The organism is Streptomyces sp. NPDC048506, from assembly GCF_040651315.1.
GTDB lineage: Bacteria > Actinomycetota > Actinomycetes > Streptomycetales > Streptomycetaceae > Streptomyces.
The window spans coordinates 55,723-76,163 of sequence record NZ_JBEZIX010000029.1 but is presented as its reverse complement, the minus strand read 5'-3'; the positions used below and the strand labels follow the sequence as shown (position 1 = coordinate 76,163).

Below are 20,441 nucleotides of genomic sequence, written 5' to 3'. Positions count from 1 at the left end.
CTGAGAAGGATCTGGTGGCGGGTCAGGCAGCGAGCTGGGCGGTCAGGGCGCCGGCGTAGTGGTCACATGCGGAGCGTGCGTGGAAGGTGTCCTGATGGATCCGGGCCCAACGCCCGTCCTGGCGGATCACGTTGGCGACGAGATCCACCGAGCGGCGGCCCCGGCGCAACGCGACCCACCGGCAGGCGGCCGTGTCGCCGCCGGGCGCGATCCCCGTGGCGGCGACGATGTCCTTCACCAGGGCCTCCCACTCCTCGTCGGACAGGACGCGGCCGGTGTCGTTGACCACGGAGCAGTGCCAGGCGGGACGGGCCGGCCGTCGTCCGGTGCGCTGCTGGCGTGCATGGAGAGGCTCATCGAGCAGCTGTGCCAGGTGCGCGAGGGAAAGCGCGTTCGCGGCTGCCAGATGTGGCGACCAGGCGGCGAGGAGGTAGGGCTCAAAGCCTTCTTCGCGGTTGGCGTGGAGCGTGGCGAGGAGTGCTGCGGTGTCGGCGGAGCGCCGTATGTGGCAGTCGAAGGACAGGTGCACGGCAGAGCCTTTCGGGGGTTAGAAGTGGGGATTTTCGTTCGGCCGGTCGCCCTCGGTGGCGGCGTCCAGCAGCTCAGGCAGGTCGGCGGGGTCGGCGTCGCGCTGGTCGATCCACCAGCCGGCACGGGTCAGAGGTCGCACCGCGTCCTCGATGGCCTCCCATTCCGCTTCGCTGGTGGGGCCTTCGAGGACTAGGGCGGCGTAGGCGGCGGAGACGAGCCGGTGGCGGCATCGGATGCCCCAGGCGACGCCGCGGTCGGTGCCCTCCAGCGGCGGCATGCGGTACTGCTCGGACCACTCCTCAGCCTCGGCCTGCTCGGCGGCCTGCTTCTTCGCCAGCCACTCGGCCTTCGACTCGGCATCCTCGCCCCGGGCGGTCCGCCAACAGTCGGTGCAGTTGCGTGCCGAGAGCCAGCGGGCGTAGCCGGCACGCCGGTCGGCCGGACGGTCGGAGAGGTTGACCTCGGTGGTGTGCCCGCAGGCGTGGTCGATGGTCCACAGCGTCTTGACGGCCATGACAGGAACTCCTTCTTCTGTACTTCTGGGATCGGAAGGGGTGGTCAGCGTGTACGGCGGGGGCTGGGCGGCGCGGCCGTGGAGCGGGGTGCTTCTTCCGGGGCCGCAGGAAGGTCGGCTGGGCGCTTCGGTGAGGACGCCACAGCCGCGCGAGCACGGACGGTGTGTGTGACGGAGGGGGCCTCGTACCGCTTCGGGAGCGGAACGTCGGCCAGCGATGGGGCCTCATTGGGTGTCACATCCGGCATGACCGACAGATCGAGCTGCGCGTCAGCCAACCGGTCGCCGAGGAAGGCGACATGGTGCGCGACAGTGCGCAGATGCTGGCCCAGCTCCCGGCCGCCCGGGGTATCGAGTCGCTCGCACCAGGCTGCAGCGGTGTCGATGAACTCCTCCAGATCGCCGACGGCACCATGGTGCTCATCGAGGATCTGCTCCAGAACATCGGCGATGTCGGCCGAGCGACGCAGCTCGTGCAGCTCGCCGGTCAGCGCGGTCAACGACTGCCCAGGCTGCGTTGCCCGTGCGGCCACGCCGTCCGGGGCGGGGATGGGCGGCGGCAGCATGATGCGGGGATCGGCGGCGACGGTATGGCCGACGTCCTGGAATTCGCGGGTCGCGGCGGCCACGGTCCGGACCGCGACGTTGTGTGGTGTGCCCTCCGGCAGGAGATAGACGTCCAGGTCCTGGCTGTAGCGGAAGTGGTGCTTGCGCAGGACCTCGCCCAGGTGCGGCCGGTCATCGGCTACCGCGGCGCCCACACCAAGATCGGGGTGAACTCCGAAGGCAACGTCGGGCTCGTAGGGCAGGTTCATCACGAAGACTCCTTCGAGGCAGCGGCGTCAGCGGGCGCGGGCCGGCTGCTGGGTGGCGGTAGCAGGGCGGTAGGCGACGGCGGCGGCTGGCTGCTGCGGCAGTGCGACGCCTGCACGGGCCGGGGAGATGGCGGTGGCGGCCTGAGCGCGGCGCTGCATCATCGACAGCCTCGGGTCACGACGCTCATTGCCAGGCATCGTGTAGAAGGCGTCGAACGCGCGGCCGGTGTGCTCCAGCCGGGACTCGACGTAGCGCAGATCGCCTTCGCCACGGAGCAGCAGGCCCTCGCGGGTACGTACGTCGGTGCCGACCGCGCGCAGGGTGCCCTCACGGTCACGGACCTGGTCGTGCACCACGATCTGAGCTGCCCGTATGTCAGCGTCGAGAGCGCGGGCGGAAGCGAAGGCTGCCTGCCCGGCACTGGGCACCTGTGCGGCGGAACGATTCTCCAGTCGGCCAAGACCTTGGCTGGTGGTGAGCGGGGTGTGGGGATTGGTGTCGTATGTGGCGTCGGAGGTGACGGTGTATTGCGCAGCGCGTAGGGACTGGACTGCCTGTTGTCCTCGTCGGGTCGCATCGCGGTTGGGCTCGGTGAGGGCGTAGAGGTTGCTGCCGGGCAGCCGCTCGAAACCGACCCGTCGCAGCATGTGGTCGGCGACGTGGTTGTCGTGCGAAGCCGCTGCCACGACGCCGTAGCGGTCGTGGTGGCTGATGGTGATGTGCGGACGTGTTTCCGCCACGAGAAGTGCACCTCGCAGAGGTTGGGGCCGTGCGGACGACGAGGATGCGGCCCGAAGGCGGGTTTGGTGATGCCGGGAATTTCTGCTAGCGCGAGCGAGGCGGGCGGTCGTGCCCCTGCAGGGCGATGGGTCGCGTGGCGGACTCCGCTGGCGTGGGGAGGTTGCTGAACGGGCTTGTGGCCAAAGGGATGTCGCTGTGGGAGGCGTTGTCCTTCGCCGCGTCGGCGTACAGCTGGACGAGCCGACGTACGGCATGGCGGATGGTGGATTGCAAAGGCATGGGGAACGATTCCTTCGATGCTTGGGAGGGCAGGGCGGAGGGAGCCGAAGTGCGACTTCGGCTCCCTCCGAGGCATGAGCCCGGCCAGCGGATGCGCTCAGGCGGACATCCGGGCGTCTGTATCGAACAGCTCTCGTTCGCGTGGGTGGAGGAGATGTTGAGTAATGAACGACCGGCCCGCGACCTTCCACAGGCCACGCCCCTTGGTGAGGGCGGACACGGCCTGGGTCTCCACGCCGGTCAGTCCCAGTAGGGCTGCGGCGGAGGTGAGTTGGTCGGCTTCCTGGCGGTAGATGATGCGGGTCGAGCAGTCGGTGAGGAGCCCCTCGGCCAGTGCCCGGCCCCGGGAGCCGGCATCGCCTGCGGTCAGCAGGTCGCTGAGGCGGTGGATCACCATGAGGTTGGCGATGCCAAGGCCACGTGAGAGCTTCCACTGGCTCTGCATGCGCTCCAGCAGGGCGACGTGTCGCATGACGCGCCATGCCTCGTCGTAGATCACCCAGCGCCGTCCGCCGGTGGGGTCGGCGAGCGCGGACTCCATCCATGCCGAGGCGCAGGTCATGGCCAGGACGAGTGCGGTGTCGTCGCCGGCACCGCCCAGGCGCGACAGATCGATGGAGAGCATCGGCGCACTGGGGTCGAAGGCCACGGTGCTGGGGGCGTCGAACATTCCGGCCAGGTCACCGTGCACGAGTCGGCGCAGTGCGTGGGACAGGTCTTCGGCGGCGTGCCCGAGCCGTCCGGTCAGCTCGCCGAGCGCACTGTCGAGCCGCTCAGGGGAGCCGAGCACGTGCGCGACATCGCCCAGCAGTGGGGTGGTGCCGTTGGCCTCGGCGTGAGCGACGGTCTGGTCGAGCGCCACATCCAGAGCGGTGTGCTCCATCGGGTGCAGATCCCGCCGCAGGACCGTCTTTGCGAGAGAGCCGAGAAGAAGAAGGCGCCGCTTGCGGACCTCATTGGCCCAGTCTTCCTCGCCGACGCCGTGCGGCCTGGCGGGTGCGTCCAGGGGGTTGAGGCGTCCGGGCAGGCCGGGGCCCAGGGCGATGGTCTGGCCGCCCAGCTCCTGGGCGACGACGGTCCACTCGCTCTTGGGGTCGCAGGGGACGTAGATCCGGTAGCCGAAGGCCACGGCCCGCAGGGCGAGGGACTTGGCCAGGGCGGACTTGCCCATGCCGATGATCCCGGCGAGCAGGATGTTCGGATTCGTGAACCCATCGAGACGCCCGTACAGCGCGAACGGATCATAGGTAAATGCCGCTTCGGCGTGGACATCGCGGCCGATGTAGATCCCCTGGGCGCCGAGGCCGCCCTCGGCGAGGAACGGATACGCGCCGCTCGCGGTGGCAGTCGTCATCCGGTGGGCGGGGAGCTTGAGACGGCTGCCGCGGGCGGAGTACGGGCCGGGTCGGCCGGCGGCCGGGTAGGTGGCCCGCAGTTCGGGGTCGATGCCCGGTTCGGCGCGGCGGGCCTGGGGACGTGCGGCATGGCGGGCCTGGTTGCGGGCGGCGGCGAACTGGTCACGGGCCGCGCGGGCGGTGCGGCGGTCGCTTTTGCGGGGGACGAACAGCGGGCTGGCGCTGGCGCGGTCGCGGATGTGGTTGGGCATGACGGGGTGCTCCAGCAGGTCAGTGGCGGGTCAGGCCGGTGAACGGGTCGCGCAGGTCGGCCGGAGTGTGGTCACGGCGGACGTGTGCGGCGGTGGCCAGATGGCGCTGGCAGATGGTGACTTCGGGCGTGCCTTCGGGGAGCCGGGCCCGGCATGCCTCCCGCGTGGGATGGCGTCCGGTGCCGGGGTGGGCGGCTGCGTGGTAGGCGTCGTGGATATGTTCGGCGGCCTGCCACAGGCGGATGCGGCAGGCCCGCAGGTGGTCGCCCTCGGCCTCGGCTAGCGGGGTGGTGCGGGCGGTGTGGGTGTCGAGGAGGCCGTACAGGGCGGTGAGGTGGGCGTGGAGGGCGTCCAGCTCGGTGCGGTGTGCGGCCATGGGTCCGGCGGGGAGGTTGATAGCCCGGTGGAAGTCGAGCGCCGCGGTGGCGAACGGGACGAAGTCCTCAGCCAGGTCGGGCAGGGGATCGGTCGGCATGGGGGTGGCCCTTCGGGGGAGCGCGGTGGTGGAGCTGGGCGCTAGGGGCGGGCCAGCGGGAGGGCAGCGCCTGTGAAGGCTTCGGCCTGCTGCCAGGTCAGCAGCCGCAGATCGAGGAGCGCGGATACCGCGGCCGTCTCAATGGCGGCGCAGGCGGAGTTGAGTTCGTCGTCGCTATCGGCGCTGACGGTGAGCAGGCCGGTCAGGGCGACGTCGGCGTGGCCGGCGATCAGCTGCCGCTCACGGGCCTTGATGTCGGCGTACTCGACCGAATCCTCCTCGGAGTCGACCTGGCCCTTGCGCTGCCGCTCGGCCGCGTCCGCGATCACCGTGGCCTTCTTGCGCTGCACGTCCTTGAGCGCGGCATCCAGACCCTTGGGCGCGTAGGTCAGCGACAGCGTGCGACGTACCCCCGAGGTGAACAGGAGCTGATGCAGGAAGCCGGGGCTGGTTTCGATGCGGGGCCAGTTCTCGATCCAGTACGTGGCGTGGCGGGCCGAGTCGGTCTGGATCCGGTCCGCCTTCTCCACCAGAACGACCGGGCCGGCAGCCGCCGGGTCGGCCTGCGGACGGCCGGCCTCGGACCACTGATCCAAGGCCGCGGACGCCTTCGGGTCGTAGGCGGTGCGGATCACGGCGGCGATCTCGCTCACCCCCAGCCAGCCACTGGGCACGAGGCCGGAGTTACGGGCGGCCTGGTCGAAGGTGGAGGTGAGCTGCGACAGGACGGCGAAAGCGCCGGTGAGTCCGCCGCCGGCCTGGTTGATCAGACGTCGGGCGGCCTTGAGGTCGAGCGCGAGCGCGACGTACGCCTCGTGCGGGGCTGCTGCGGGACCGGCGGCGGCCAGCAGATCGGTGTAGATGGGGCCGGCCAAGTGGGTGTCGGCGTTGCCGTACTCGGTCCAGTAGCGGTTGAGCGCATCGCCGGAGTCGGGAACGGTCCGCTCCAGCACCTGGACGCGAGCGATGTGCCCGGTGCGGGAGAGGGCGGCGAGGGTGCGGCCCCAGCCTGCGACGTTGCTGGTCTGGGTTGCCGGATCCAGCAGGGCGAAGGCGCGGGAGGACACCTTCACCGCGGCGGTCAGGGTGCCATGGTGCGCGTCATGCACGGCACCGAGATTGCCGTCAGGCGAGGTGACCACTCGCAGCGAGGCGGCCGTGCCCGGCAGGTGGAGCAGGCCCTCACGTCGCGGTCGGCGGGAGGGGCGCGTGAGCCAGATGAGCTGGCCCTTGAAACGCCGCAGCGCATAGCGCAGCGCGATGGGCGCCCAGTCGGCCAGGGAACGCCCGCGGTGACGAATGAAGACCGCCGCCAGGATGACCGCCCACAGCGGAATGAGCTTCAGTGCACCGGTGACGCCGGATTGCATTAGCACCCCGAGCAAGGCCAGGCCGGTGAGGGTGACGACAACGAGCTGGGCGACCGAGAGGCCGAGCAGTACACCGCGACGTGAGCGGTGGGGGAACTTCACGGTGGCGGGGCCGTCAGGCAGAGAAGCGTCGGGATGCATGGCGAAACCGTCCTTGAACATGGTGAGAAAGAAAGAAGGGGAGATGGGGGCGGGCGGGCCGAGCGCGACCAGGCGCCCGCCCCCGTCAGATGAGAGCTACGAGCCCGATCCGCCCGGTGGCGTGGGATAGATCCACCGCTGCGGCGTACTACCGCCCTGTGGAGGAGGTCCACTTGCCGGTGGTGGCCCGCTGGGCGGTGGCGCTGGCGGATCCATCCGCGTACTCGCCGCGGCCGAAGCGCCCGGCGTGGACCAAAGCGGCGCCGAAGCTGCCGCCGAGCCCGAGGTGGTCGCCTGGCTGGGGCGCTGGATCAGGGGCTGGCCGCGGTCGCCGTCCGTGGGAGGCCGCTGGATCAGCGGCCGGCCCTTGTCGCCCGTGGCGTTGGGATCCTCCCCGTAGCGGAAGCGGGTCTGCTTCGGCTTGCCGCCACTGCTCGAGCCGCCGGTCGGGTCGATGCCGGAGGCGATACCGTCCGTGCCCTGGCCCGGCACCTTCGACGGACCCTGCGGAGCAGGCGTTCCCGTACCGGCCTGCATGGCGAGCTGGGCTGCGGTCTTGGCCGCACCCGCCGCCACCGTGATGCCGGCGACGCCGGTGCGGTGCAGGTCATCGTGGCCCCCGCCATCAGAGGCCCAGTGGATGAACTTGTAGGTGGCGTAGGGGCAGAGCATCACCAGGACCATCACGACGATGCCCGCGATTGCATCCGAGAGGGCAGCGAGCCCACCGTGCGAGTTGGTCTTGCCCATGGCCGAGACGCCCAGCAAGAACACGATCGTCATCAGCAGCTTGCTGATGACCAGAGTGGCCGTGGCCTCCACCCAGCCGCGGCGCCAGCGCCTGGCCACCTCCCAGCCCCCGCCGGCCCCGGCGAAGACCGCCAGCGTGACCAGGACCAGGATGCCGACCTTGCGCGCGACCATCACGGCCCAGTACAAGAACGCCCCGATGGCGCAGCCGAGCGCGATGATCGAGGGGACACCCCAGCCCAGGCCATACATCGCCCCCAGCTCATTGACCTTGATCATGCGGCGAACCGCATCGTCAACGGAACTGTTGGCGGCCTTGAACAGACCGGCACTGAGCGCGTCTACCACGGTGATCGCGACGGTGGTGCAGGCGATGGCGGCGAAGGCGAAGAAGACGCCGACCATCGTGCCGAACGCGGCCTGGGCAAGGGCGCGTTCGTCCCTGCGCCAGGCTGCGCGGGTGAGCTGCAGGCAGAACGTGCCCACCGTCAGGATCAACCCGATCGGCAACAGCAGCTCGTAGTTGTTGCGGAACCACTCGGCGTTCAGGTCGATGGCGGTGGTCTGGTCGACCGCCTTGGACGCGAGGTCGGCCGCGGACTGGGCCACCTCGCCCATCGACTTGGCGATCCAGGCACCGATGCCGTCGGTGACCGCCTTGCCGGTGGAGCTGACGACGCCGCCGACGGCGTCGCACACGGTATTCATCAGGGGAAGGTCGCAGGCTCCCATCAGGGCACCTCCTTATCCGGGTTGTGGGCGGTCATGGCGCGGCGTTGGGCAGGACGGCGGCCAGCGCGCAGTCCTGCTGCGGCCGGCACTGGACGGCGAGGGTCATCGAGCGGGCCTCGGCCCCGGCCCCCGAGCCCTTCCAGGCCAGGGTCTGGTTGCCGGTGACCGTGACGGCGTAGACGTACGCCTCGGTGATCGCACCGGGATCCTGAGCCAGGGCGGTCTTGAACGCCTGCGGGAAGTGACCCTCGCCGACCGTGGCGCTCGCATGCTGGCGGTTGTCGTGCAACCTCGACCACAGCACCGGGCTGGGCACCTGGTCGATGATGGACTTCCAGTCGGCGTACTTCTTCTCGCCGGTGATCCACTGCTTCAGCCCGGCCAGGTGCTCGGCCTGGGAGAAGGTGCGGGTGTCGTACGTCCACAACACCTTCGTGGCCGCCTCGGCGAACACGATCGGATCGCTTGTCTTCGGCGGCGCCGCGACAGCGACACCCTTGCCGTCAGTCGCCCCGGGTGAGGGCGACGGCTCCTGGGCGGACGTCGACGGCGGTGAGGGCTTGGCTGAGGCCGAGCTGTCCGTACGGTTGAGATACGCGACCAGGCCGGCGACGGCCAGCAGCACGGCGAGGATGATGCCGCCGATCAGCGAGCGCCGCAGCACCGAGGCCGGTTCTCCGTACGTGCGCTCCTCGGCATTGCGGAGAGGTTTCTTCGGCATCAGTGGACCTGCGTTCCCATGGCGGAGAAGAACGCAACGATGCCGTTTGCGGCCCCCAGCAGCAGGGCGCATCCAGCGGCGATGGCCGTGCCCTTCTTGCCGTTCTGCTCGGCCTGGTGGCCGCCGCTGTGGTGGCCCCAGGCCCAGACGACCGCGGAGATGACCAAGGCGCCGACCGTGGCGATGATGCCGAACAGGTTGATGCTGCCTATCACGTTCTTCAGGACATCGAGACCGGGGAGCCCACCCTGCTTCGGCGTAACGCCGGGGTTGTAGGCCAGGTACTGGGCGTGCTGCATGAACTTCATGGGAACTCCAGTGCGAATACGGGCATGCGGAAGCCCGGAAGGGGAGGGAGAGAAAAGGGGAGAGGGGAGAGGGGAGCGGGGCCGGTCAGGCGACTCGGCGGGCGGCGAGAATGTCCGGCCGCCACGAGGCGAGAGTCGAGATCTTGACCACGTCGCCGGTTCGCGGGGCCTGCAAAATCAGCCCCTGGCCGATGAACATCCCGACGTGTTCCGGCACCGCTGCCGTGCCACGGGTGAAGAGCAGATCGCCAGGCTTGAGGGCATCGACACTGACCGCCTTACCCTCCTTGACCTGCGTGTACGTGGTCCGGGAAATCGAGACCCCACCGGCCTTGTACGACGCCTGCATCAACGACGAGCAATCACACCGGCCCATCGGGTCCTGACCGCGCGGATCGGTACAGCTGCCACCCCACTGGTACGCAGTGCCGAGCTGACCCAGACCCCAACGGATCGCCGTACGAACTGACTTGGGCGCATCAGCCGGGATCTTGTAGCCCTTGGGAACGGACCCGGCCGCGATCGGGCCGAACCCGCTCCCGTCGCCTCCCGTCCCACATTCACCAGAAGGGACCTCCGGCTTGGCGTCCTTGCCGTCGTCCTCGCCGGAACCGCCCTTGGCGGGGAGGTTCTTGGCGATGGCCTTCTGGAGCGCCGTAGCCAGCGGTTCCCACTTGGCGTAGGCATCCGGGAATCCGCTCGCCTGGACCGCCTGCGCGGCCTGGGCGACGGTCATCGACTGCCAGCCCGAGACCTTCAGCAGCCCCTCGTAGAACTTCGTCGAGGCGTGCACCGGATCCCGGACCTGCGCCGCGGTGCCCCAGCCCTGGCTGGGACGCTGCTGGAACAGGCCGAGAGAATCCCGGTCGCCGTAGTCCAAGTTCCGCAACCCCGACTCCTGCAACGCAGTCGCCAGCGCAACGATCTGCCCGCGCGGGGGCACCTTCATCGCGACGCCGGTGGCCAGGATCGTCTTGGCGTTCGGTATCTGCTCCTTGGGGTTGTCCAGCCCCGCAACGGACACTGAACCCTTGCCGCCGCCCTTGAGGATCGACTCCACCTGTTCGGCCACGGCCTTGGCGTCCAGCGCCCCGGTACCACCGGCCTCGCCGCAGGCGGCCTGGGCGTTGCTGGCGCCGGCCAGGGCAACGGCAATGGGCGCGATCAGCAGCGTCGGGGCGAGGACGACGCCCCCCGCTATCGCTGCGACCCTCTTCACAGCCCGCCACCGGACGCTCGGCGTATCCAGATATCCGGCTCGGGCGAGGGGCGTGCCTGGGCATGCTGCATCAGCAGCTCCTTACTCGTAGGCAGCGTGGTGCCGGCGTTCTCGTCGAAAAGGCCACCGGCACCACACCGGATAAACATCGAAATTCCCGAAGGGGGCCGCGCTTCAGAGCTGCTAACTCCGAAGCGCCGCACCCTTTATCTCAATGCGGCAGCCAGCCGCGCTCGTAATCTCAGGCGCCACACGGCGAATTCCTCTCCCACGCATCCATCAGGGCTTTCGCGGGTGCTGAACGGGCCGTCGATTAGACGAGGCAACACGTATCAACACAGCTCAACAAGGACGGGATCAGGGCCCGTCCTGCGAACACGCCGAGACTGTAGAGACAAAATCCGGTCGCACCAAACGAGCCGCGATCATGAAAGGAACGACCAAGATCACGCCATTGGGTGCGGCCGGAAAAAGGAGCTAACCTCCAGCCCACTGCTCGCCCCAGGCAGCCGCCTGTGCGGTTGTCCCGAGCAGAACTGGCGCGCATATCCCGTTCCACGGGGGCGTGCATGTGGCCATCTTCCAGAAAGAGAGCTCCGCCGAATGCCGTCGTACACCCTGCACCGAGGCGATGCGCTCACCGTCCTGAAGTCCCTCCCAGACGAGAGCGTCGATGCCGTCATCACCGACCCGCCGTACAACTCCGGCGGACGCACCAGCTCCGAACGCACCGCCCGCACCGCCCGAGCGAAGTACACCAGCGGCAACGCCCGCCACGACCTCGCCAATTTTCCCGGCGAAAACCGCGACCAGCGCTCCTACCGCGCCTGGCTGACCGAACTGCTCACCGAGGCATACCGCGCCAGCCGCGAACACGCCGTCGTCATGGTCTTCTCCGACTGGAGGCAGGACCCCACCACGTCCGATGCCCTGCAAATGGCCGGCTGGACCTGGCACGGGAAAATGCCGTGGATCAAGCCGGCCTCACGGCCCCGCAAGGGCGGGCCGAAGCAGGACTCCGAGTTCATTCTCTGGGGCGTCAAGGGCACCCTCGACAACACCCGCGACCTCTACCTGCCCGGCCACTACATCGCTTCCCAACCCCGCAAGGACCGCGTCCACATCACCCAGAAACCCATCGAGGTCATGCAGCAACTCGTCCAGGTCTGCCCGTCAGGCGGCACCGTCCTCGACCCCTTCACCGGCTCCGGATCCACCGGCATCGCCGCCCTGAAGGAAGGCCGCAATTTCGTCGGTGTTGAACTTTCCGACCACTACGCCGGCATCGCCGAACAGCGCCTCCGCAGCGTCCTCAGCCAGGACGACTTCGCACTCGCAGGGCCCGAAGAGTGAGAGCGGCACGCGCCGGCAGACCGGGCCAGAACACAGAACAAGGGCGGTTGCGTCATGGAAAACCCGATGACGCAACCGCCCTTGACTGTCCAGTCAGCCCGCTTCGACGCTCCGCCGGATGAGGCCACCAGCCCGTGCGAGATCCTCGCGCGATCTGATCCGCACCTCGACGCCGTCCTTGATTCCCAAGCACCCCAGGCCGCGGACGTCGCGGGAGAAACCCCCCTCCAGCTCCACGGCATCCGGATCCAGCTTCAGGTTGACCACGAGCATCCGGTTCCGCGGCTGGACCCGCACCGTAGCGACATTCTTGATCCGCCGGTACGCGATGTAGTGCAGCTGGGTCTCCTTCTGCACGTCCTCGTGCGACAGGAGCGCCTCGTCGAGGTCCGCGTACAGATCCTGAAGGACCTGTGGCGACTCGTCCAGGTACTGCTGCACCGACTTCGGCGAAGCCGCACTGGCGACTCGGGACGTAGTGGGTGACTTTCCTCGCGCCGGAGAGGCGGAGCCGGCAACGGAGGCGACCAGCTGCAGGGTCAGTACATCGTTGAAAACCCGGTAGCTCACCAAGTCGATGCGGCGGCCGATCATCTCGATGGCCACCGTGTCATGGTGTGTGAAGTCCCCAGCGACGCAGACGAGCCGGGGATTGCTCCAGTCGATCGCCTCGGCCACCTCGGCACCCAGCTTCTCCTTGACCAGGCTCTCGAACTCGTGGTGGTGGTCGTGGAGCCACGACAGATACGACAGCGCCTGATTCATGACGTTCTGGTCACGGGAGCGCTTGTACTCCACGATGACCGGCGTCCCGTTCTCATCCAGACCCAGAGAGTCGATCCGGCCCCGATGCCGACCCGTCGCGTACTCGCTCGCCAGGAAACGAATGCCGAGCATCGCCTCCATGTTGTCCTCGACCAGCGTCTGCAACTGGCGCTCCAGCGCCATGGACGAGCCCGCAACCTCCATGGCCTGCCCGCCGCGCACCCGGAACACCTTCAGGTTGCTCATACGCTACCCCCGACTCCACCTCGATCACTGCGATCGAACAATCGAGTCCATGAGGCATTTATTCCGGCAGGGCCTCGTTGCCTTCCCGCCAAACCGTGAGCACATCTGGCCAGGGCTGAAACAGTGCGCTCAGCTAGACAGAACCTTGCGAACGGCGCATGTGCCGATGCTGGCTGTCATCCTCAATGGGTGATCGAACGCATACGACGCCAACTAACCCGCTGGCAAAGGAAGAAGGCCGACAAAGCGATACGCAAGCTATGCGAAGCATCCACAGTGCTTGGCCTTGGTCCGGTGCCAGGACCGGTACGGGTAGCGCTCCGGGTGCGCTATCAAAGAGCACTCCCAACGTGGGCTGTTCTGATACCCATCGTTGTGGCTGAGTGGTGGCTCGTCGGGCGGACTATGAAAGGGGGCTTGCACGCCCACGCACTGTCATGGCTGCTGAGCGATCTTGCTGAACGTAACGCAATGCTGACAACTCGTGCAGCGTGGTTGCAGTTCGCGAGCAGTTGGATCTTCCTCGTCGCATTTGGGCTGGTTGTGCGGGTCACTCTGCGCGCCATCACATACGCATTCGACTTGCGGGCGTGGACCTTTCTGCGCGTCGCAGAGTGGGCGACCGTCATCCGCGAGTGTGCAGAAATAGTCCGGTCAGGCCGTGACCGGGACGACCACTTACGCACTCTGTCCTTGCGTATTCCGGTCATGCGGGTACGTGGCGCATGGCGGGCACGAAACACCATCGGATCGTCCTGGCGGCGCCGTAAGGCGAAGGAACATGCCGAACGCGTGGTGATGGCGCTACGGACAGCCGAGGCTGGGCTTGACGTGGAGCCGGAGGAGGCTGCGCGGAATCTCGCCCGCATGATGTTGAAGATCAGCGAGCGTTATGCAGAGGGGAAGGTCGGTGCCCTGCTGGACCCAGGTGACCTTCAAGACTCTCAGCCACGGCATGAGGCGCTACGGCTTTCATTCGCTGTTGGTCTTGTTGCCGGGCTCGCTCTGATCGCTAAGGCGATGAACTTGCCCAACCAGATCGCCGTCGCCAGCACAGTGATCGCGGCAGCGTTGGTGTATCGCAGGGCAGCCATGGCTGGTCTCGGCGTCCTTGCGTTCCTCTACCCGCTGCTGTTCCCAGGAAAATGAGCCGCACCGGAAGCGAAGGGGGCTTGTGATTTGCCGAGGCCCGCACCGCGCTCTGCGGTGCGGGCCTTCGCGATGGGTTAGGCGTCGAATTCGCCTTCCCAGGCGAATTCGAGCAGCGCCTCGGGGAGGTAGCCGGACTCGATCTCGATCGGGATGCCGTTGGCCTTCGCCAGGCAGGCGATCGCCAGCGGAGCTAGGGCTACGACCCCCTCGATGTTCTGGGCGCGGTCCTCGTCGGCGGTCCAGTACTCCTTGTGCCAGCGGACGGCGTCGGCCAGGGCGTCGTTGAAGCCGGCGGCGTCGTTGCGCAGGTAGCGGTAGAGCATCATGATCGGTGGGTAGCGGAGCTTGGTCATCGTCTCCGCGTCGACGACGCGGGCGTGCTCGGCCGCGCTCAGGTCCACGGCGCGCACCAGGTGCGTGCGCAGGTCGTCCCGGCGGAGCCAGAAGCTCTGGAGGGTCTCCACCCAGGCGTAGGTGTAATCGTCCAGGGCGCCGCCGAAGTCGCGCAGCAGGGACACCGGGATCCGCGCCAGCATGTCGAGGCGGGTTGCTTCACGGCAGATGACCGCGAGGTAGAAGGCGTTGAGCCAGGTGTTCGCGTTGAGGTAGGTCTGCGGTCCGGTGGTGGCGAGGTGGCGCTCCTCTTGGCGGATCTTGCAGGTGACCGTTTCCCGGTCGGGAGCGGTGGCGGCGAAGACGGCCGAGTGCACCTGCATGGCCAGCAGCCAGGACTCCCAGGTCTCCAATATGCCGGCAGTGGGGTCCCCGACACAGCGGACGAGGGCGACGTTCAGCGACCTCATGACTGCGCCCGACCTGGAGTTGTGCGAGGTCTCGATCTCCTCCAACGAATAGGACAGCGACCCCTCCATGACGGGAACCACCGCTGCCATCTCGTCCTTCTCATAGTCCTGGCGCGGCACGATCACGGACACTGTCTCCCTTATCAGATCTTGAAGAATTCGAGGACGGCCCCAGAGTACCTACTGCCGCCGTCCGTGGCCTTCACCATGGCGTATTCCAGGTTCTTGCCATCCAGGGCCCTCGTGAGCTCATCGGCAAGCTCCGCGTTCGTCCATACCTTGCCCGAGGCATCGGTCACCTTCAGATTCGGCCGGCGCTCCATCTCGGCGATGATGGTCCGCAGGTACGGCTCGGTGCCCTGCTTCACCATGAAGCCCTCGGCAGGACCGACGCCCTTGCGCCAGAGGAGGCCGGAAGAGGGCGCCTTCGCCTCGATGATCATCAACTTGCCGTCCGGACGGCGGTACAGCTGGTCGAACATGTTGGCGCCGTTGGGCGTCTTTGGCAGCGGCTGCTCCACCGAGCCGGGGAACCTCTCCGGGACGACGTGCAGCCGCGCCGCGTCCTCGCCCAGGCGTTCCGAGAACGAGGTGTTGTTGGAGGTGTTCTCGCCCCATCGCGGGGTCATGCGCGTGTCGAAACGCTCCTGCGCCTTCGTCAGCTCGTCGAGGGTATCGGCGGTTGGCGAAGTCTTGTGTGTGCGTTCGGCGTTGGCGAGTTCCACGGATGCCTTGCGGTCCTTGGCGACGTCGTCGAGATGGTCGATCGCCGGGTGTGTCTCGTCGCGGACGAATGGATCGCGGCCGAACTTGGTCTCGGAGCCGGCTGACGGAAGGCTGTTCTTGGAGATCCAGGACCCGTCGCTGTCCTTCGCCAGGATCGGTAGCTCGACGTCGTCGATCTTGGTGTGGATGCTGAGACGGTGCCCGTCCGACCGGTAGTACTGGTTGAACCAGGTCTTGTCGGGATCGTTCGCCTTCTGCACGAACTCGTCCTGCTTCGCCTTGACCTGCTCGGGCGTCAACTGCTGCCCAGAAACGGGGTGCGTCGGCTGGCCGTTGTGACCACCCGCCGGGGCCGTCCCGTCGCCCGCACGGGTCGCGTCATCACCGAAGCCCGGGATCTCGTCGAAGCCGCCGGGGCCGTGGCCGCCCAGCGGGTTGTGGGTGCCGCCGGTGCTCGGGGTGTCCGGGTGGGTGCCGCCTCCGCCGGGACCGTCCGGGCGGGAGCCGCCTCCGCTTGGAGCGTTGGTGCCGTGGGTGGTCGAGGAGTCGCCGTGGCCGCCACCGGGGGACTGGTTCAGGTCGTTGCGCGACATATTGTCCGGGGCATGGCCGCTGGGGGTGCCGTGGTCGTCGGCGCGGCCCATGGGGTTGTGATCGCCCGGCCCGGTGTCGCCGTGGCCTGCGTTGTGGCCGGTGCGGCCTGTGTCGGGTATGTCCGAGCCGACGCGTATGGCGTCGTCGCCCCTTCCGCTGACGCCGACAAGGACTGGCTGTTCCTGGCGGACCGGGGCCTCGACCCGCGGGTTGTCCGCGCCTGCAGCGGGTGGGGCGGACTTCTCCTTGCGGGCATCCTCGGCGCGCTGGAAGAGGCTCCCGTCCTCGTTGTAGAGGTCGCCTCTGCCGCTCATGCACTTCCCATTGGACGGGTCCTTCACCGTGTCCGGCGGGAAGGTGACCGTGTCTTCGGGTAGCTTGATATTGCCGTTCGGGAGCCTCGTCGCCCCTTCCGGGATGGTGGCGCCCTTGGGTAGCTGGATCGTGCCGTCTGGCATCTTGAGGGATCCTTCGGGCAGGCTGACGGCGCCGTCGGAGATCTTCGGGACCTCGATGTGGCCGGCGGCCTTGAGGCCGGCCATTATGCCGCGGACCTTGGACAGGCCGAGGCCTGCGCTCTTGGCGACGTAGGTCATCGGGTCAATGGCCTGGGCTGCTTTGCTGGCGAAGGACACGGCCTTGGCTGCCGTGGCGGCCTTGCTCGCGCCCGACACGGCGCTGCCGCCGCCCCGGAGGATGAGGGCACTCAGGACGTTGAAGGTGACTGCGCCGGCGGCCCGCGAGTTGTTCGATCCCCACTGATCCCAGGCAACGAACCCTTTGCCGGCCTCGACCATCGCGGTGCGCGAGTCCCGCAGCCAGGAGGGAAGCCAGTCCCCTGGCATCATCCAGTATGTGGTGTTCACCAGGGGCAGTGTGGTGAGCGTCGACCCTGTGACGAACTTGGCCAGCCCGATCCACGCCTTGCCGGCGGCGTCGCCTCCGTGCCCGCCGAACATGGTGTACAGCGCCTCGACGCCGGCCCCGCCGCCGTCGATGATGAAGCCCTTGCCGAAGTCGTAGGCGTGCTCCCACACCTGCCACCAGGGAACGGATTCTTCGATCGCGTCGCCCCAGGGCAGGCTCTTGGCCTGTTTGAGGTCTTCGGCGTTGTAGCCGTACCCCGTCTTGTGGGTGGCGTCGATCGCGTGGAGCGCCGTGCCGTGGACGAGGCCGACGATCTTGGCGTGGCAGTCGCGTTCGGCTTTCTGAAAGGCGGCCCAGACCTCGGCGATTTTGTTGCGGCGGTTGAGGTTCTCCTCGGTCAGGTCGCCGTCCTCGCTCCAGTCGTCTTCGGCGGCCTCGTTGTTGCGGAAATCGGCGGCTTCTTTCTTGAGCTGCTTGAACTTCTCGATCAGCGGAGTGATCTCACGGGCGTAGGTGCCCAGGGCCTTGGCGATGACGTGCATGTCCTCGCTGAGGTCCTGCGCCTTGTCCGCCACCGGCTTGGTGACGCCGAACAGCTGCTCCGCCTCGGGTGCCTTGTAGAAGGCGGCGAGGCCGCCGAAGGACTTGTGAACGTCCGAGCCGGCCCTTTCGATCCTGGAGCCGCCGCGGGACAGCGCTTTCGCCTTGGCTTCGAGGACCTCTAGATTGCCGGTGTAGACCGGTACATCGGCCGGGTCGACCGGTCCGCCGCTCACTTCTGCTTCCCCCCGAAGTCCTTGAGAGCCTCCAGCCGCACGTTGCGGGCGGCGGTCTGGGCGTTCTTGGCCGCTTCCAGGTCGCCCTGGACGTATTCATTGGTGGCTTTGGCGGCGCCCAGGACGGCGGCCTGGCAGCGATCGGCCATCGCCTTCATGCCCTTCTTACGTCCGTTCACGTACTCGACCAGCGCGGCGGCGACCGGCCCCGTGGCCTTCTTCGGCAACAGGTCCGGGGCCACCGGTCCCACCGGCTTGTACCCCGACGCCGCTATCAGCCCGTTCGGTGATGTTGTGGCCTGCGTGCCGGGCACAGCCGTTCCTGCCGCCAGGGCCGCCTCCTGGATGTCGGCCAGCAGCGTGTTGAGAGCTTTGCCCAGGTCCTCGGCGTGCGTGCCGACGACCTTCAACTGGCCCTGCACGCCCTGCGGCTGAATGTCCCATGACGCCATGAATGCCCCCCGCATTCCTCTCTCTTGCAACCCTCACACCACGACTTGCGCGCCGCCGCCCCACGGCGGCCAGCAACCCGAATTGGCGATCGGCGCACCGTGAGGGACTGCTTCGTCCTTGGTGCGCCGGATTGGTTCAGCCGATGTTGTCGACTGCCGCCTTCGCGCGGGCGAGCGTCTGGTGCGCGGTCGCGTCGTTCTTCTCCAGCGTCGTCTTCAGCAACTGGATGATGCTCCGGACTTCCTGCGAGGCACGGTTCCAGCGTTGCTCCTTGCCGTGGTACTCCTCCGCGACACCATCCGCCGCGAAGTCCGCCATCGCCGCCTTGACCTGCGCATCACGCGCCGCGATCACCTGCTCCAGACGACCGATCACCGCCTGGATGTTGCCCTGCGCCTCCGCTGATGCGCCCGAGTCGTACGAACGACGGTCCATGCCAGCAGCCATCACAATCACTCCCCCTAGGGTCTGAGTACTTCGCCGCGATCGGGCTGTCAGCGGCCCGAGAAGCGGGCCGCGTCGAAGTTCGCCGCTGACATCTGCTGCCGGGCGTTGTCAGCTTGCTCCTGCACGCCCGAGCCGAACGCCGACTCCATCCCCGACTGGCCGCCCACAATCGCGGCCAGCGCACTGTTCAACGCCGACGTGATCTCGTCCGCCCGCGACTTGAACGAGTCGAACGCCGCCTTGCCCGAGCCGTTGAACTTGCCCTCCAACGGCTGCGCTGCCTGGACGAGCTGGTGGATCAACGTCCCCAGTTCCGTGCTCGACCCCTGCGATTTCGACCTCAGGGTCGAGAGCGTCTGCGCCCCCATGTCGAACTTCATCGGGCTCCCCCCGCCGGACTTGACGATCGTATGTACGGTCATGCCTATCAACCGGGTCATGGCCGGTGCAATTCACAATCACTATGTTATGAGCAGGGTGTGACAATGGCTCAAAGCTGCCAGGAGCCCCACCCGTCACCTGCTGCGATGTGCTGGAAGTTGTGGATGTGCACAGGGGTGGCCGGCTGGCCCCAACGTCCAGGTGCTCTCACGCGCCTTTCAGATGCCGCATCAGGCGCTCGAAGTCCTGCCAGCCGGACAGATCCGATGGGTCTCCCGGCAGCGGGTAGTACAGCGCAGGGCAGTTCTTCGGGCCGAGGGGGACCGGCGGCTGGGACAGCGGCGTGTTCCGGGCACGGTCGCCGGGCATCTGGCGGACTTCCTCCGCGCCGAGCACGAAAGCCAGCGGGACACCGGGCCCCTCGAAGCGAGGCGGCACCGTCAGCTCGCGTTGAGCCTTGCGGAGCTGGACGAGCATCGACAGGAGCCGGTGGCGGGTGGCGAGCTGCTCCGCTGCTCTGGGCAGGGCGTCCACCGGCGGCTCCTCGTCGCCTCCGTAGCCGAACATCAGCGTGACGTACTCCTCCACGCCCGCCTTCGTACGGCTTACACGCACCGTAGCCAGGCCCGGCCGGGCACGGCTGCCGACCACCACGAACCAGGCCGGCTCCGGCGCCCGCTCGTAGGCGAGGTCGGTCATCTGACGCGGCGACCAGGGGAGGTTGGCGGGTTCCGCGGTTCCCCAACCGGCGGGGGCATCACCGGTGAGTTCGCGCCAGATCGACTCCAGCGCACCGCCAAGGACCAGACGTTCGTCAGCGGGGTGGACCGTGCGGAATGTGATGGCCAGCTGATGCTCGCCAGTGGCCGTGGCCTCCTGGTAGGACGATGCCACCGGGGTCCGGGGGGCGTCTGCAGTTGCGTCGGCCGCCAGTACCGGTGCGAACATGCCGTCCTTCCAGCGCACAACGGCTCCGGACAGCCCGTCGTAGTAGCCGTCCTGCTCGTCGCGCACGACCCAGCGGGAGGGCCAGTTGCTGAGGCTGTGGCGTACGGCCGGGGAGAGCATGGTTCCCGGCGGGGTGACGACCTGGAGGCCCAGCTCGGCGTTGGCGGCGGTACGAATAGCGTCCTGGAGCCAGGCCGTCATGGCGATCACCGGACGGTCCATGATGACGACGGCGACCTTGTCGGTGAGCACGTCGACGGCTGGCTGCGCGGCATCGGGCGTGGACGCCACGCTCACACCGTCGGTCTTCACCACGGCCAGGGACTGCGCTGCCTCCGGCGGCCAGGCGGAGCCGTCGGCCAAAGCCGCCAGCCGGGCAGCGAAGGTACCGGCGAGCCGCTCGGCTTCTTCGACACCAGTGGTGGCGCGGGCTTCGGTCCACCAGTACGGAAGCGCTGGCGGGGTGGCTCCAAGCAGCCGCTCGGCCTCCCCGTCGACCTGCACGAGCAGCGGTGCCTCGACGGAGACGAGCGGTCGGCCCTCAGCGTCGCACAGTCGCACGACGGCGCCCTCGCCCGCCATGTCCACCAGATTGTCAGGGCCTCCGGAGAGCAGGCCCGCGAGCATGGTGGCTGGGTTGGGCATGCGCTGGGTGAGGGCGATGACGTCCTTGGTCATGGGGTCGTCTGGTCCTTCGTCGTTCGTGGCATGGATGCCGTACGGGGCG

20 protein-coding genes are annotated in these 20,441 nt (G+C 68.0%); 2 read left to right on the top strand and 18 right to left on the bottom strand.

Annotated elements, in window-relative coordinates; all coding sequences use genetic code 11:
- Positions 1-22 precede the first annotated feature (22 nt).
- The 11 genes from AB0C96_RS23655 to AB0C96_RS23605 form a co-directional block, all read right to left on the bottom strand.
- Positions 23-529 (bottom strand): hypothetical protein, encoded by a 507-nt coding sequence (locus tag AB0C96_RS23655; RefSeq protein WP_362919697.1) that lies wholly within the window; start codon positions 527-529, stop codon positions 23-25.
- An 18-nt stretch (positions 530-547) separates the two neighbouring features.
- A complete protein-coding gene (locus tag AB0C96_RS23650) occupies positions 548-1,045 on the bottom strand; it encodes a hypothetical protein (RefSeq protein ID WP_362919696.1) in 498 nt (165 codons plus the stop codon).
- Positions 1,046-1,089: 44 nt separating this feature from the next.
- Positions 1,090-1,860, bottom strand: a complete 771-nt coding sequence (locus tag AB0C96_RS23645; protein ID WP_362919695.1) for a hypothetical protein — start codon at positions 1,858-1,860, stop codon at positions 1,090-1,092.
- A 27-nt stretch (positions 1,861-1,887) separates the two neighbouring features.
- Positions 1,888-2,601, bottom strand: coding sequence for a hypothetical protein (locus AB0C96_RS23640; RefSeq protein ID WP_362919694.1), 714 nt, complete (start codon positions 2,599-2,601; stop codon positions 1,888-1,890).
- A gap of 377 nt (positions 2,602-2,978) precedes the next feature.
- Entirely contained in the window at positions 2,979-4,487 is a 1,509-nt protein-coding gene (locus tag AB0C96_RS23635; RefSeq protein WP_362919693.1) for an ATP-binding protein, read from the bottom strand.
- Positions 4,488-4,506: 19 nt separating this feature from the next.
- Entirely contained in the window at positions 4,507-4,962 is a 456-nt protein-coding gene (locus AB0C96_RS23630; RefSeq protein ID WP_362919692.1) for a DUF6238 family protein, read from the bottom strand.
- 41 nt (positions 4,963-5,003) lie between these two features.
- A complete protein-coding gene (locus AB0C96_RS23625; protein ID WP_362919691.1) occupies positions 5,004-6,473 on the bottom strand; it encodes an SCO6880 family protein in 1,470 nt (489 codons plus the stop codon).
- Positions 6,474-6,569: 96 nt separating this feature from the next.
- Entirely contained in the window at positions 6,570-7,955 is a 1,386-nt protein-coding gene (locus tag AB0C96_RS23620) for an ATP-binding protein (RefSeq protein WP_362919690.1), read from the bottom strand.
- Between the two features lie 31 nt (positions 7,956-7,986).
- Positions 7,987-8,676 carry a hypothetical protein gene (locus tag AB0C96_RS23615; protein ID WP_362919689.1) on the bottom strand — a complete coding sequence of 230 codons (690 nt, stop codon included), beginning with the start codon at positions 8,674-8,676 and terminating at the stop codon, positions 7,987-7,989.
- Positions 8,676-8,984 (bottom strand): DUF6112 family protein, encoded by a 309-nt coding sequence (locus AB0C96_RS23610; RefSeq protein ID WP_362919688.1) that lies wholly within the window; start codon positions 8,982-8,984, stop codon positions 8,676-8,678. Before AB0C96_RS23610 ends, AB0C96_RS23615 begins: the two co-directional genes overlap by 1 nt.
- 85 nt (positions 8,985-9,069) lie before the next feature.
- Positions 9,070-10,203 carry a C40 family peptidase gene (locus AB0C96_RS23605; protein WP_362919687.1) on the bottom strand — a complete coding sequence of 378 codons (1,134 nt, stop codon included), beginning with the start codon at positions 10,201-10,203 and terminating at the stop codon, positions 9,070-9,072.
- A gap of 603 nt (positions 10,204-10,806) precedes the next feature.
- Here AB0C96_RS23605 and AB0C96_RS23600 point away from each other — a divergent pair.
- Positions 10,807-11,556 carry a site-specific DNA-methyltransferase gene (locus AB0C96_RS23600; RefSeq protein ID WP_362919686.1) on the top strand — a complete coding sequence of 250 codons (750 nt, stop codon included), beginning with the start codon at positions 10,807-10,809 and terminating at the stop codon, positions 11,554-11,556.
- A gap of 93 nt (positions 11,557-11,649) precedes the next feature.
- On the opposite strand, the gene AB0C96_RS23595 is transcribed toward AB0C96_RS23600, so the two are convergent.
- Complete coding sequence (locus AB0C96_RS23595) at positions 11,650-12,567, bottom strand: transporter (protein ID WP_362919685.1); 918 nt, start codon at positions 12,565-12,567, stop codon at positions 11,650-11,652.
- A gap of 417 nt (positions 12,568-12,984) precedes the next feature.
- Between AB0C96_RS23595 and AB0C96_RS23590 the strand changes: the two genes are divergently transcribed.
- Positions 12,985-13,716, top strand: coding sequence for a hypothetical protein (locus AB0C96_RS23590; protein WP_362919684.1), 732 nt, complete (start codon positions 12,985-12,987; stop codon positions 13,714-13,716).
- Between the two features lie 77 nt (positions 13,717-13,793).
- Here the strand turns inward: AB0C96_RS23590 and AB0C96_RS23585 are convergent, their stop codons facing one another.
- The 6 genes from AB0C96_RS23585 to AB0C96_RS23560 all read right to left on the bottom strand — a co-directional run bounded on the left by AB0C96_RS23585 (position 13,794) and on the right by AB0C96_RS23560 (position 20,392).
- A complete protein-coding gene (locus AB0C96_RS23585; RefSeq protein WP_362919683.1) occupies positions 13,794-14,648 on the bottom strand; it encodes an immunity 49 family protein in 855 nt (284 codons plus the stop codon).
- A 17-nt stretch (positions 14,649-14,665) separates the two neighbouring features.
- On the bottom strand, positions 14,666-17,485 hold the full coding sequence (locus AB0C96_RS23580) for a hypothetical protein (RefSeq protein WP_362919682.1): 2,820 nt from the start codon (positions 17,483-17,485) through the stop codon (positions 14,666-14,668).
- Positions 17,482-17,937, bottom strand: coding sequence for a DUF6507 family protein (locus tag AB0C96_RS23575; RefSeq protein WP_362919681.1), 456 nt, complete (start codon positions 17,935-17,937; stop codon positions 17,482-17,484). The genes AB0C96_RS23580 and AB0C96_RS23575 overlap by 4 nt, the downstream gene beginning before the upstream one ends.
- A 136-nt stretch (positions 17,938-18,073) precedes the next feature.
- Entirely contained in the window at positions 18,074-18,385 is a 312-nt protein-coding gene (locus AB0C96_RS23570; protein WP_094793838.1) for a pore-forming ESAT-6 family protein, read from the bottom strand.
- Between the two features lie 47 nt (positions 18,386-18,432).
- A complete protein-coding gene (locus AB0C96_RS23565; protein ID WP_362919680.1) occupies positions 18,433-18,765 on the bottom strand; it encodes a hypothetical protein in 333 nt (110 codons plus the stop codon).
- Positions 18,766-18,973: 208 nt separating this feature from the next.
- Positions 18,974-20,392 (bottom strand): DUF6177 family protein, encoded by a 1,419-nt coding sequence (locus AB0C96_RS23560; RefSeq protein ID WP_362919679.1) that lies wholly within the window; start codon positions 20,390-20,392, stop codon positions 18,974-18,976.
- Positions 20,393-20,441 lie beyond the last annotated feature (49 nt).